This window comes from Nocardia amamiensis NBRC 102102, from assembly GCF_001612745.1.
Taxonomy (GTDB): domain Bacteria; phylum Actinomycetota; class Actinomycetes; order Mycobacteriales; family Mycobacteriaceae; genus Nocardia; species Nocardia amamiensis.
In genome coordinates this window covers 19,017-31,799 of sequence record NZ_BDBA01000005.1, presented here as the reverse complement: position 1 = coordinate 31,799, position 12,783 = coordinate 19,017, and the positions used below count along the sequence as shown (strand labels likewise).

The following is a 12,783-nucleotide window of genomic DNA, read 5'->3' as shown; positions in this document are numbered from 1 at the left end:
CGACAGTGGTGAAAGTGTTGTTGATTGCTATCGACCACGTTGTCGGCGGGCCCGCGCAGCCCAGGAAATCGCCGCGACACGATCAACTTACCTGCACCGGACCGGTCGTGTTCGGCGAATCACCGAACCTTCGCAGCCAGCAGGTAGGCCTGTCCGAACCGTTCATCGGGCTCCGGCTCACGAACCATACGGGCGATCAGGGTGAACCCGGCATCGGTAAGCAGACGCGCGAGTCGTTTCGGCGCCCACCGATAGGCGCGAGTCACCTTGTGGTCGAACGCTTCTACCGCGTCGGGACGATCGGCTGTCTGAAACGCCAGCAGCAAGTGGCCTTTGTCCCCGAGTACCCGAGAAAACTCGTCCAACACCTGCGGCACGCGATCGGGTGGGAGGTGGATCAAGGAATACCAGGCGACGATCCCGCCGAGCTCTCCGTCGCCGATCGGTAACTGTTCCAAGGAACCTTGGTCGAAGGACAGGTGTGGAAATTGCGCCCGCGCGAGCGCGATCATTCGCGATGACAGGTCGATGCCGAAGACCCGCACGCCGAGCGTCGCGAGATGCGCGGCAACCCGCCCGGGGCCGCAGCCGAGATCCGCTACGGGGCCGGAACTGTCCGCCACCAACTCCGCGAACGCGGCGAGCATCGCCCGATCCAACGGCTGGCCGACGAGCTGGTGCCGGAAAAGCTCGGCATAGAGCTCGGCGACGTCGTCGTAAGCGATGCGCGTCGCGGTCACGTCGGCGTATTCGTCCGCGGAGTCTTCAGTCGAGTCCAGCATCCACAGCAGCGTATTACGCGGTCGGATCGAAGGCCCGGGACGCCCCGCGGAGCGATTACCTCTCGGGTAGTGGGGCGGCCGCGGTGGGCACGGGCGGATCCTCGGGAGCCGGCTCGGCGCGGCTGCGCGCGGTGCCGAGAATCGAGCCGAGGATGACCAGCGGGAAGCCGATCGCCATGCCCGCGGTCAGCGGCTCGTCGAGCGCCGTGACGCCGAGCAGGATCGCGACCGCCGGGTTGATGTAGGTGATCACCGTGGCGCGCGCGGGACCGACTTCGGAGATCAACGCGAAGAAGAACAGGAACGCGACGGCCGTGCAGATCACCGCCAGGCCGAGCACGGACCACGCGGAATCGGCCGTGATGTGCGAGGGCCACAGCCATCCCGCCAACGGGGCGTAGAGCGCCGCGGCCAGCAACAGAGAGCCGGTGACCACACCCAGCGGAGGCAGGTCGGCGAGTGCCCGGTTGATGATGATCGGACCGACCGCGTATCCGATCGTCGTCAGGCCGATCGCGCCGATGGCCGCCGGATTCCGCAGATCGATATCCAGGCCGACGAGTGCGGCGACACCAGCGAATCCCACGAGCAGACCGGTCACCCGGCGCGCGTCGAACCGGTCATGGCCGAGCCTGGTCACGATCACCACCGCGATCAGCGGAACCGCGGCGATCAGCAACCCGACTGTCGAGCTGTTCAGCGTGGTTTCCGCGTACCCGATCAGGAACCACGGGCCGGTGATCTCGACCAGGGTGTAGAGCAGCAGCGGCCGCCAGCGCCGCAGCACCGGAGTCAATGCGTCGCGGTACAGCGCGATCGGCAACAGCAGCAGCCCGCCGATCAGCGTGCGCCCGAACGCGACCACTATCGGGTCGAGATCCTCCACCGCGATCCGGATCATCGCGTACGGCACACCCCAGATCACGCCCATCGCCAGGAACAGCGCCCATCCGCGTCGCGTCATCGCGCGACCGCCGATCGGCGCCGGGGAATGAGGATCGGATCGGTTCGTGACATGCTCCGCTCGCTTTCGATCACTCGGAGCTTAATCAAATGATCCGATCATCCGACAGGTCCAGTTCCCAGTTCTGAACAAGGCAGGTTTCACCCTGGTCGAGCTGTCCTCTTCGCCCGGTTTTCCCGAATAGTCGGCACGGCAATGACGTTCGAGCTAGTCTCGCCGGGAGCGAAGGGAATGCATGATCGTGGTCGACGTCATCCGCCGGCTGGCCCCGAGCGAACTGATGTTCGCCGCGGGCGAGGTCTTCATCGGGTATTCGGCACAGGTATCGGGCCCATTGGACCTGACGGCTCTGACGGCGGCCTTCGAGGCCGTCGCCCGCGCGCATCCGATCCTGCGCGCCCGCATCGAGGTGGCCGAAGGCGGCGGTCATGCGTTCGCCGTCTCCGACGCCACCCCCGAGATCTTTGTCGCCGACGCGGACCCCGAAATGCCGCTGACCGGTGCAAAATTCGATCAGCGCGTTGGTGTTTGCGCCTTGTGCGTGGTGCGCTCTGGCGATACCGCCGGCGTGACGCTCATGATCCACCACAGCGTCGCCGACGCCGCGCACGCTTTCGCCGTGGTCGACGCGCTGTGGGCTGGGTACCGGGACGCCGCCGCGGGGCGCCCGCTCGACCTGCCGGTGCACGCGTTTCCCGAGCCGGTGGAGCAGTTGCTCGCGGCGCGGGGCATCGAGAAGATGGTGCTGCCCGGAGGGCCGCCAGCGGGTGAATCGACTGCTCCGCAACCCGTTTCGCAGCCACGCGACGACGACTACCCCGTGCTGCGCACGACCCGTTGCCGGCTCACCCGAGACGAGACCGCGGCGCTGGTCGAACTCGGTCACCGCGAGAACGTCACGGTGCACGGCCTGGTGTCTGCGGCATTGCTGCGGACCGAGGCCGAGGTTCGCGAACTGCCTCTGACCGGACTGCTCTACCTGTACTCCGTTGACCTACGCACCAGGATGAGCCCCGAAGTCGACGCGACCGAGGGGACGAACGTCCTCGGATTCGCCAACTACCTCTCCCCCGAAGCCGACGTGACACTGGTCGGCTTGGCCCGTGGCATCAGCGACGCCCTGCACGCGGGCCTATCCGCGGGCATCGTGCAACGGACCCCGTTGAACATCCCCGACATGGCCGCCGCACCCCCGCCGGCGCTCCCCGGTGTGGTGATCGCGACCAACTGGGGCACCATCCCACAGCTGCCCGAGCAAGACGCTCTGCGCATCGACGACTTCCACTCCACCATGCTGGCGAAACCGGACCTCACCGGCCGCCGCCCGCAACAACCAGGCGGCGGCACCTGCGTCATCAGCACCTTCGCGGGCCGCCTGAGCGTGGAAATCCACCACCCGCCGGAATTCACCGACCTCCAGCGCCACCGCATCGAGGTACTGGAACGCAACCTCCGCTCGGTACTCGTCTGATCGAACGCTCCGCTTCGACCGGCTGGCACCGCATCTGTTCGGCTGCGTCTGAGTATCGCTCGGTGCATTCTGCCTCGGACACGGCTGGCCGCGAAGCGATTGTCCGCAGCTGACACGCACTCGGCGCATGTAGCTCTGACGGTTCGCCGCAGTGCGGGAGAAATACGCGTGACCTGAAGAAGGGGAGCAACTGCCCTGTATCCGAGGTTGACCGACCGGTCGGTCATCGCTACCGTGGTGACATGCATCGTTTCCTCCGCGACCGCCCCGGTCGCCGAGAAAACAGCTCATCACCTGGCCAAATGGGCGAGTTCCCGCGCCCGATGAACCCTGCAACCGGCACGCGTGGTCGAAGTACTGGACGACCGAACCGACCAGAGTCGCAACGCGGTTGCTCGACGTCCTGCATGCCGTACGACACTGGGAGAAGCCATGATTCAGACCGTATCCACCCCACTCGGGGAGATCGCCGTGCATCTCACCGGCCCCGATCCGGCCCAGGCACCGAATCTGCTCTTGCTCCATGCCAATCCGGGCGATCACCGCGACTTCGACCCGATCGTGGCCGAACTCGCCGATCGGTGGTCGATCGCAGCGGTCGACTGGCCCGGCTACGGCCGGTCTACGGTGGCCGATCCGCTCGCGGTCACTGCCGAGGGATTGGCCGAGGTAGCCGGTCAGGTATGGGACATTTTGGCGACGAGGGGCTTTCAACGAGTGACGGTGATCGGCAACAGCGTAGGTGGTTACGCTGCCATGCGTCTCGCGCAGCGCAGGCCCGGCGCCGTGGCCGGACTGGTGCTCGTGCAGTCCGCGGGCTTCGCCCCGGTCAATCCCATGACCCGGGCGCTCTTTCGGATCATGGGCGATCGAGGTGTCGCACGTGTTGCGGTGACGCCGTCAGCGCGGGCCTATCTCGGCCCACTGGACAGAGGCGGAGTGCGCGCGGTCTACGAACGGGCCCGGCGCATCCCGGCAGTGTCCAGTCGGCTGGACGTCTATCGCTCCGTGTGGCGCAGTTTCGCCGATCCGCGGTTGGATCTGCGGACGCAGGCGCCGCTGCTCCCCGAAATACCCGCGCTGGTGGTGTGGGGCAAATTCGATCCGATCAACCCGTGGCTGCTGAGCCGACGTGGGATCGCACAAGTTCTGCCGCATGCCGATGTCGTGGTGCTTCCCACCCGGCACGAGCCGTTCTGCGAACAGCCGGCCCTGTTCCTCGAAACGGTGACACCGTTCCTGCTCCGGCATGCTGGAATGACGTCATGAGATCCGCCGAACCCGGACGTCGTGCACTCCTCCAGGCCGGCCAGACACTGTTGGCCGCGGAGGATCTGAGCCGGGTGTCGGTGAACGCGATCGCCGCGCAGGCGAATATGGCCAAAGGCAGCTTCTACCAGCATTGGCGCAGCCGCAGCGACTACATCATCGCTCTGCATCGCGCGTTCCACGACAAACTGATCGAGTCGGTGACCGCGACCATCGCGGGCGCCGAACCCGGACATGAACGCCTCGCGGCCGCGATCGACAGATATCTCGATGGCTGCCTGGCCGAACCGGCCACCAAAGCACTGCTCGTCCAGGCGCGCACGGAAGCCGGTCTCGGCGACGAGGTCGCCGCCCGCAACCGGCAAGCAGCTGAAATGATCACCGCCGACCTGGCCGCCATAGGTTGGCAAGACCCGGAACCGATCGCCGCGTTGCTGGTCGCCGCAATCGCCGAGATTGCGCTAGCCGAGCTCACCGCAGGCGAATGCCGCACCGATCTACGCGACGGAGTACTGCGATTGGCCGCGGCGCCGAAATAGCCTGCGGTGATCTCGCCGGGCGCCGCTGCGTGGCGAGGCCTGGCGTCACGTCGAAGCGGGGGAGGCGCCGAGACCTCGTTCAGCCTCCTTCGCCGGAGAAGCGGTGGCGGAGGGCGGCCGCCCGGAGCGTGAGGTGGTTGCGCTCGGCGAGGTTTTGCGCCTGTGCCGCGGCATCCACATAGAGCTGCGCCGCCGTGGCGACGTCACCCGCCCGCTCGTGCAGGTAGGCGGCCGAAGCGGTGTACCGCGGGAGGCCCGGGTCGACTTCGGCGAGTGCGGCGAGCCCTGCCTGCGGTCCGTCGGCCTCACCGACGGCGACGGCGCGATTGAGCCGCACCACCGGGCTGCCGGTGAGCCGGACCAACTCGTCGTACCACTCGACGATCTGCACCCAGTCCGTCTCGCCTGCGGTCTGCGCGTCGGCGTGCAGGGCCGCGATAGCGGCCTGCGCCTGGTACTCCCCGAGCCGGTCGCGGGCCAGCGCGGCCTGAAGCACGGCCACGCCCTCGGCGATCAGGTCGCGCCGCCAGAGGCCACGGTCCTGCTCGGACAGCGGCACCAAGCTGCCGTCGGCGCGCGTGCGGGCGGGGCGTCTCGCGTGGTGGAGCAGGAACAGAGCGAGCAGTCCCGCGGCCTCCACGTCGCCGGTAGTCGCGGCCAGCTGCCTGGCCAGCCGGATCGCCTCCGCGGCGAGGTCGACCTCGCCGCTGTACCCCTCGTTGAACACCAGGTACAGCACGCGAAGCACGGTGTGCAGGTCTCCGGGACGATCCAGCCGGACGTTGCTCACGGTGCGTTTGGCCCGGCTGATCCGCTGGGCCATCGTCGCTTCTGGCACGAGGTACGCCTGCGCGATCTGGCGGGTGGTGAGGCCGCCGACCGCCCGCAGCGTCAGGGCGACGGCCGAGGCAGAGGTGAGACTCGGGTGCGCGCACAGAAAGTAGAGCTGCAGCGTTTCATCCACCGACGCGGTCGGTCCGGGCGGCGGCTCGTCGGAGACCTGAAGTTCGCGGCGGCGCCGCGCGGTGTCGGAGCGGGCGAGATCGAGGAAGCAACGCCACGCCGTGGTGATCAGCCAGCCCTTGGGGTCGCTGGGACGCTGGTTCGGCCACGTCTCGACGGCCCGGACCAGTGCCTCCTGGACGGCGTCCTCCGCGGTCGCGAAATCCGCCCCGCGGTGGACGAGGGCCGCCAAGACGCCGGGAATCAAATCCCGCAGCTGGGCCTCGTCCACCGCGTCGGCGTCCATCACTCGGTGACAGTCGGCGCGGCGGTCAGGAACGGCCGAACTTCGAGCCACTCGTGGATCGGCTTGCCGCCCGCGCCTGGCGCTGCGGACAACTCGCCGGCCAGTTCGACGGCGCGCTCATAGGAGTCGACGTCGATGACCATCCAGCCCGCGATCAGGTCCTTGGTCTCCGCGAACGGGCCGTCGGTCACGGGCGGCTTGCCGTCGCCGTCGTAGCGGACCCATGCGCCCTCCGGCGCCAGGGCCTGGCCGTCGACGAACTCGCCGCTGCCTTCCAGCCGGGCCGCGAAGTCGTTCATGTACTGGATGTGCGCCTCGATCTCGGCGGGCGTCCACTGGTCCATCGGCACGTCGTTGACGGCAGCCGGGGCGCCTCGGTAGTGCTTGAGGAGCAGGTACTTGGCCATGACATTCTCCCTTCGGTTGCGACCGTAGTTGATCGCTCACCCCTGGGACGGAGCCGTCACGACGTTCTCGACATCCACCGCCGAACTTTTCTCGAATTTTTTTCCAGGGCCTACTCATCCGGCGACCGCGGCGCACGAACTGGTCAGAAGATGACCCGCACCCTGACCTGGCTTCCGGGGCGGGGTGCCGGACAGCTGATTTCTGTCCGCATGTCACAGGCGGCTGCGCTGTCTCGTCTCGGGTGTCGAAGGTGGTTCTACGAAGACCACACCCGCCCATAACAAGGAGCTAGTCGTGCCAGAACAAACCACACAACAGCACGTCGCGCTGGTGACCGGAGCGAACAAGGGGATCGGCCGTGGGGCTGCCGAGCAACTCGCCGCGCTGGGTATGACGGTGCTGATCGGCGCCAGAGACCCGCGCCGCGGCGAGGAGGCCGCTGCGGCGCTGCGCGCGGCCGGTGGGGATGTGCATGCGGTCACCCTGGACGTCACCGACGCGACCACCGTCGCAGCGGCCGCGAAGTTTGTCGAGGAGCGCTTCGGACATCTCGACGTGCTGATCAACAACGCCGGCATCACCGGCTCCGGACAGGTTTCGCCCATGGATGCCTTCGATCAGGTCCCCAGCACCGTCGACCTGGATATGGTCCGGGAGGTGTTCGAGACCAACGTCTTCGGGGTGATCGCGGTGACCAACGCCATGCTGCCGCTCCTGCGACGGTCGCCGGCGCCGCGCATCGTGAACGTCAGCTCGCACGCCGCGTCGCTGACGCTCAGCAGCGACCCCGACGGCCCCTTCGCGGCGCTGCTGCCCTCGGCGGCATACTCGCCGTCCAAGTCCGCACTCACCGCGCTGACCGTGCAGTACGCCAACGAGCTCCGGAAGGACGGCATCCTCGTCAACGCCGTCGCCCCCGGCTACGTCGATACCGACAGCAACAACCACACCGGGCTCCTGACGATCGCCCAGGGCGCTGCGGTCCTGGTGCGCATGGCCACGCTCGACGCGGACGGACCGACCGCCGGGTTTATCAGCGAGGAGGGTCCGGTGCCCTGGTGACAGAGGGCCCGGCCCGCGGAAGACGGACGGCGTAGACAGCCTCGGCGGGCGCGTTCTCGTTGATCACACACCACTGCAAGGAGGAGCTGACGTGACCCGGACCGAAGAGTTCGAAAACCTGCGGCCGCTGCTGTTCTCGATCGCCTACCGGATTCTCGGCAGTACGAGCGAGGCCGAGGATGCGGTCCAGGAGACCTGGCTGCGCTACGAGGCCTCCCCAACCCAACCAGCCTCGGCCAAAGCATTCCTGTCGGCCACCGTGAGCAGGATCGCGATCGACGTGCTGCGGTCGGCCCGCGTGCGGCGGGAGGAGTACGTCGGGCCGTGGTTCCCCGAGCCGCTGCTGACCGACCCGTACCAGGACCCGCAGCGGTCGGCGGAGCTGGCCGACTCGGTGTCGATGGCGGCCCTGCTACTGCTCGAACGGCTCAGCCCGCTCGAGCGCGCCGTGTTCGTGCTGCGGGAGGTGTTCGGGTTCGGCTTCGGAGAGGTCGCGGCGGCGGTGGGGCGCTCGGAGGCCGCGTGCCGCCAGCTCGCGGTCCGGGCTCGCCGCCACATGGACCGCGGCCGCCCCCGGTTCGAGGCCGACCGAACCGAGCGCGAGGAACTCGCCGGGCGATTTCTCGATGCGTTCCGGGACGGGGACGTCGACGGGCTGACAACGCTCTTGGCCGCCGACGTCCAGCTGGTCGGCGACAGCGGCGGCAAAGCCCCGCAATGGGCCGACCGCTTCATCGGTGCCGAAGATGTGGCTGGGGCGCTCGCCGCGCTCGTCGCACTGCTGGCCGGGAGCGGCGCGACGATGGAGCCGCACCAAGTGAACGGCCAGCCTGGCGCAATCTTCCGCGACCGGGACGGAAAGGTCCTCAACATCTGGGCCCTCGACATCCTCGACGGACAGATCCAAACCATCCGTTCGGTGATCAACCCCGACAAGCTCGGACACGTCGGTCCCGTGGCAGATACCTGGGCGACCTTCCGCGAAGCGAACCAGGCCACCCGGACCGAAGACGCACTGACGAGGCTTACGTGGCCTGCTCGCGGCTTGACGCGGAGCGACGACGGAAGGGGGCGACTACTTTCCGGATAATGTCCGCTGCGCCCCATGTGTCGAGACCATGTGCTACCACGCTGAACAGGTCCCAGATACGCAGCAACTGCGCCTGGTCCCGCCAGCCGTCGAAGGGGTGAGCGAGTTCCTCGTATACGGCGAAGAACCGTTCCGACTCCTGCGCGCGGGGTTGGCACCACAATGCGGCCAGGTCGATTTCGGGCCAGCAATAGGACACGGCCGGATCGATCAGGGCGGGTTCACCGCAGCTGTCGGCCAGGATGTTTCCCGGCCACATGTCTCCGTGGGTCAGCGCCGGTGCATGCGGCGGGATCAGCTCCGGAAGCTCGGCGCACAGCCGCTCCACCGCCAGCCGGTCCGGTATGTCGAATTCCGTCAGGACCAGCGGTTCCCGCAGCCACCGGAGGATCCTGTGCTGAGCGAAGAACGCATGTCCATCGGTCTCCCAGCAGTTGTCCTGCCTCATCCGGCCATGCCAACCGTCCCGGTGCCAGCCGAACCGACCGGAGATGGTGGAGGTGTGCAGCTCAGCGACCATGCGGCCGAGCTGATCCCAGAACCGCTCCCTGTCGGTGCGGGGCTGCAGTTCCTCGAGCACGAGCAGCTGTGGTGAGACATGCACAACCGTTGGGACGCGCACGCCACCGAGCTCACGCAACGCCGATAGCCCGGCCGCTTCGACGGTGAACATTGTCGGCTCCGGCTCGGCCATTGTCTTCGCGAACACCCGGCCGCTGTCGCACAGCGCGGCCATCGCAGCGACGCAGACGCACCCGCCTGTCGTCGCCTCGAGTCCCGCGACCGCGAAGCCTGCCTCCTCCAGCCGCTGAGCGAGGAGCTCCACCCCTGACATGAGGCTAGTGAACCACGAGACCCTACAACAGTCCTCAGCCGCGGGCCATATCCACGAACCGAGACAGATGCAGTTGGTGTGCGACGGTAATCGTCGCGGTCGGCCCGTTGCGATGCTTGCCGAGAATCAAGTCTGCTTCGCCGCCACGCGGGTCATCCCGTTCGAATGCATCCGGCCGATGCAAAAGGATAACCATATCCGCATCCTGTTCCAAAGAGTTATGGAGATTTATGCCGTTTGCCACGAAATTGTGTGTGCCATAGACCGTTCCGTCGAAAACCTCTTGATCGCCTACGCTGGTAATTTCAACGATCTTGTCCCAGAAGACGTCGTTGGTCGCGTACATATCGATATCCGCATCGTCCAGCACTGCCGCCACGCGGGCGAGCCGGGACCGGCTTGGCGAGTGCTTCCACATAGTCGATCCGCAGAAGCGTGAGCCCATCGCCGCCGAGAATTCTCGGTGCGTCATGTTTTTCGCGGTGAGGAGCGTGCGAACCTTCGACCAGACTTCGCGCGGAACCGTGTCGACGTTTGTATTGCGAGTCATCGGCTCCAACTCGGCGAGGGCCGCACGCGCCGACCGCCCGCGCGCGCCGTGCACGCCGACATCGCGCAGGAAGATGGTCTGGTTATCCGAGCCGTCGATGGTGAGATGCCAGCAGTCGCGGTAGCCGGTCTTGCGGACCTTCTTGATCCGGCCGTGCACACCCAAACGAAGCAAAAGCTGGGCTACATCATCGATCAGACGGCGGCTGGTCGAAGCGTAGTAAACCCGTGCCTGGCGTCCCTTTGCATCCCAGCGCACTGAGCCATCCGTGGCCCAGAGGTGACGCAAGAACAGGGCGACCTGGTCGTTCGGCAGTGCAAAAATGCGCTCGGGGATGAACTTTTCGTAGCTGCGCAGGCCGAACAGTCCCAGCTCGTCGAGCCATGCGGCGATGGGGTTCCGCTTGCCCCGGGCAAGCCGCCCCGGCGCGGGCAATCGCAGAGTGGTCACGCGCGCGGCCGCGTATTCGTCACGAATGGCCGTCACACCGAAATGTGTGGCGGCCTGTGTGACCACCGCCAAGTTCTCCTCGTCAATGCTGGCGTAACGGATTGGCTGGCGCTTGACACATGACCCATCGCCGATCATGTGGGCCAGCAGGATCACCTCGGCGTCTGGCATCCGAGTCGTGTGCACGGGCTCGGGGACGAGGCGGGGGGTGGCGAGCCGGTCGCCAACGGCCAGCTTCTCCAAAGGAATCCAGCCGTCAACGGTCAGGAACGGGTGATTGTCCGTTGCCTCGACTTCACGCCCGGAAGCGAGCCGGAGCCGGAACACCTCTTTACGACCGCTAGGAAAGACCTTCACCATCGGCCGGGCTACCATGCGCATCCGCTCATCGAGAGACCACACGAGCGGCTGCTCGCCGCTGGCGAGAAGCTCACCGAGGGTGGTCTCACCGCCGGTGTCGGCCCGCAGAATGCGAGTCGACGCGGGCAGGCAGCCCGATTCGCGCAGGTCCGAGACCATGGGGCGCTTGTCGGTTCGCTGTTCGGGACCGCGGTTGAGCTGGCTGATCGCAACCACGGGCACTTCCAGTTCCTTCGCCAGCAGTTTCAGGTTTCGAGAGAAATCCGAGACTTCCTGCTGGCGGGATTCGACCTTTTTGCCGGAGGTCATCAGCTGGAGGTAGTCCACCACAACGAGTTTCAGATCGTGGCGCTGCTTGAGCCGCCGCGCCTTCGCCCGGATTTCCATCATGGTCAGGTTCGGCGAATCGTCCACGAACAGCGGCGCTTCGCTGATCTCACTCATCCGCCGCGCCAGTTTGGTCCAGTCGTCGTCACTCATCCGCCCGGACCGCATATCGCCGAGCTTGATCTTGGCCTCGGCCGAAAGCAGCCGCATGACGATCTCGGTGCGGCTCATCTCCAACGAGAAAATAACGCTCGCCAAGCCGTGCTTGATCGAGCAACTGCGCATGAAATCCATTCCCAAAGTCGATTTGCCGACTCCAGGCCTGGCCGCGACGATGATCATTTGTCCTGGGTGCAGGCCATTGGTGACTTCGTCGAGTTCGGTGAAGCCGGTGGGGACGCCGAGGGAGATGCCGCCGCGGCTGGCGATGGAGTCGATCTCGTCCATCGTCGGCTGGAGCAGTTCCTCGAGTGGGAGGAAGTCTTCGCTGGTGCGGCGCTCGGTAACCTCGTAGACCTCGGCTTGGGCGCGGTCGACGACCTCGGCGACATCCTGGCCGTCGGCGCCGGCGTAGCCGTACTGCACGATGCGGGTGCCCGCCTCGACCAGGCGGCGCAAAATGGCTTTCTCCGCGACGATTTCGGCGTAGTAGCCGGCGTTGGCGGCCGTTGGCACGGTCTGGGTGAGCGTGACCAGATACGGTGCGCCGCCGATGCGCTTCAGTTCGCCGCGGCGGTCAAGCCCGGCGGCAACGGTGACCGGGTCGGCGGGTTCGCCACGCCCGTAGAGATCGAGGATGGTGTCGTAGATGGCCTGGTGGGCAGGACGGTAGAAATCGCCGGGGCGAATCACCTCGACCACATCGGCGATGGCGTCCTTGCTCAGCAGCATGCCGCCGAGCACCGATTGCTCGGCCGCCATGTCGTGCGGCGGCTGGCGGCCGAAGTCTTCGCCGGGGGGTTCGGGCGGGAAATCCGTGTGCCCGCGGTCATCGGTGGCTGTCACGAGACTCGACCGTCCTCTCTACCCCACGACCGGGTTCCACCCTGTTGACTCGTTCTACCCCCGGGCACCGACACGTTCGTCACCGCCGCTGACCTGGGGTCCAGCTACCGCTGCGGCACCCGCCCGTACGCACCGTTCGGGCGGCGCGCACATGGCGATGCGAAGAACCTAGGCGACCCGGCGGGCACCCGCCAAACCGGACTGTGCACACAGCTGTGGATAAGTTGGGGAGTGTTCACCTAACGATGTGCACCCCCTGTGTACAACTTGGGGAAAACGCAGGTGCGCGCGGTCGAACACGCAGATAGATAGTGACTTCTGCATTTCGGACCGTGTGGATTAATGAAGTTGCGGCGTGTCGGCCAAGTTGAACAGCCGGGCGTGTTGGGTTAACAGCACGTGAGGTGAATATGACTCGAGTC

At 66.6% G+C, this 12,783-nt stretch carries 11 protein-coding genes; 5 read left to right on the top strand and 6 right to left on the bottom strand.

Going from position 1 to position 12,783, the window contains the following annotated elements:
- Window positions 1-119: 119 nt before the first annotated feature.
- Together NA4_RS02065 and NA4_RS02060 are read right to left on the bottom strand one after the other, a co-directional pair.
- Entirely contained in the window at window positions 120-782 is a 663-nt protein-coding gene (locus NA4_RS02065; RefSeq protein ID WP_067462958.1) for a class I SAM-dependent DNA methyltransferase, read from the bottom strand.
- Window positions 783-837: 55 nt separating this feature from the next.
- Window positions 838-1,746: a DMT family transporter gene (locus tag NA4_RS02060; protein WP_067462956.1), complete on the bottom strand. Its 909-nt coding sequence runs from the start codon at window positions 1,744-1,746 to the stop codon at window positions 838-840.
- Between the two features lie 235 nt (window positions 1,747-1,981).
- On the opposite strand from NA4_RS02060, the gene NA4_RS02055 reads away from it, so the two are divergent.
- The 3 genes from NA4_RS02055 (at window position 1,982) to NA4_RS02045 (ending at window position 5,025) form a co-directional block, all read left to right on the top strand.
- Entirely contained in the window at window positions 1,982-3,217 is a 1,236-nt protein-coding gene (locus NA4_RS02055; protein WP_067462954.1) for a phthiocerol/phthiodiolone dimycocerosyl transferase family protein, read from the top strand.
- A gap of 432 nt (window positions 3,218-3,649) precedes the next feature.
- Window positions 3,650-4,486 (top strand): alpha/beta fold hydrolase, encoded by an 837-nt coding sequence (locus NA4_RS02050; protein ID WP_067462952.1) that lies wholly within the window; start codon window positions 3,650-3,652, stop codon window positions 4,484-4,486.
- Window positions 4,483-5,025 (top strand): TetR/AcrR family transcriptional regulator, encoded by a 543-nt coding sequence (locus NA4_RS02045; RefSeq protein WP_067462950.1) that lies wholly within the window; start codon window positions 4,483-4,485, stop codon window positions 5,023-5,025. The genes NA4_RS02050 and NA4_RS02045 overlap by 4 nt, the downstream gene beginning before the upstream one ends.
- Window positions 5,026-5,104: 79 nt before the next feature.
- On the opposite strand, the gene NA4_RS02040 is transcribed toward NA4_RS02045, so the two are convergent.
- Window positions 5,105-6,274 carry an RNA polymerase sigma factor gene (locus NA4_RS02040; protein ID WP_067462947.1) on the bottom strand — a complete coding sequence of 390 codons (1,170 nt, stop codon included), beginning with the start codon at window positions 6,272-6,274 and terminating at the stop codon, window positions 5,105-5,107.
- Window positions 6,274-6,681 carry a YciI family protein gene (locus tag NA4_RS02035; protein ID WP_067462944.1) on the bottom strand — a complete coding sequence of 136 codons (408 nt, stop codon included), beginning with the start codon at window positions 6,679-6,681 and terminating at the stop codon, window positions 6,274-6,276. Before NA4_RS02035 ends, NA4_RS02040 begins: the two co-directional genes overlap by 1 nt.
- A gap of 295 nt (window positions 6,682-6,976) precedes the next feature.
- Here NA4_RS02035 and NA4_RS02030 point away from each other — a divergent pair, with 295 nt between their 5' ends.
- On the top strand, window positions 6,977-7,744 hold the full coding sequence (locus tag NA4_RS02030; RefSeq protein ID WP_067462941.1) for an SDR family NAD(P)-dependent oxidoreductase: 768 nt from the start codon (window positions 6,977-6,979) through the stop codon (window positions 7,742-7,744).
- Between the two features lie 91 nt (window positions 7,745-7,835).
- Window positions 7,836-8,834, top strand: coding sequence for an RNA polymerase sigma-70 factor (locus NA4_RS02025; protein WP_084496723.1), 999 nt, complete (start codon window positions 7,836-7,838; stop codon window positions 8,832-8,834).
- Here NA4_RS02025 and NA4_RS02020 read toward each other — a convergent pair.
- Window positions 8,770-9,669, bottom strand: a complete 900-nt coding sequence (locus NA4_RS02020) for a fructosamine kinase family protein (protein WP_067462938.1) — start codon at window positions 9,667-9,669, stop codon at window positions 8,770-8,772. The two genes, NA4_RS02025 and NA4_RS02020, sit on opposite strands and share 65 nt — an antisense overlap.
- A 34-nt stretch (window positions 9,670-9,703) precedes the next feature.
- A complete protein-coding gene (locus NA4_RS02015) occupies window positions 9,704-12,361 on the bottom strand; it encodes a replicative DNA helicase (RefSeq protein ID WP_067462935.1) in 2,658 nt (885 codons plus the stop codon).
- Window positions 12,362-12,783: the final 422 nt, after the last annotated feature.

Bases quoted from the DNA above. Each gene is read 5' to 3' on its own strand.
- NA4_RS02065 (WP_067462958.1), bottom strand. From the start codon at position 782: ATGCTGGACTCGACTGAAGACTCCGCGGACGAATACGCCGACGTGACC.
- NA4_RS02040 (WP_067462947.1), bottom strand. From the start codon at position 6,274: ATGGACGCCGACGCGGTGGACGAGGCCCAGCTGCGGGATTTGATTCCC.
- NA4_RS02020 (WP_067462938.1), bottom strand. From the start codon at position 9,669: ATGTCAGGGGTGGAGCTCCTCGCTCAGCGGCTGGAGGAGGCAGGCTTC.
- NA4_RS02035 (WP_067462944.1), bottom strand. From the start codon at position 6,681: ATGGCCAAGTACCTGCTCCTCAAGCACTACCGAGGCGCCCCGGCTGCC.
- NA4_RS02060 (WP_067462956.1), bottom strand. From the start codon at position 1,746: ATGACGCGACGCGGATGGGCGCTGTTCCTGGCGATGGGCGTGATCTGG.
- NA4_RS02050 (WP_067462952.1), top strand. From the start codon at position 3,650: ATGATTCAGACCGTATCCACCCCACTCGGGGAGATCGCCGTGCATCTC.
- NA4_RS02055 (WP_067462954.1), top strand. From the start codon at position 1,982: ATGATCGTGGTCGACGTCATCCGCCGGCTGGCCCCGAGCGAACTGATG.
- NA4_RS02045 (WP_067462950.1), top strand. From the start codon at position 4,483: ATGAGATCCGCCGAACCCGGACGTCGTGCACTCCTCCAGGCCGGCCAG.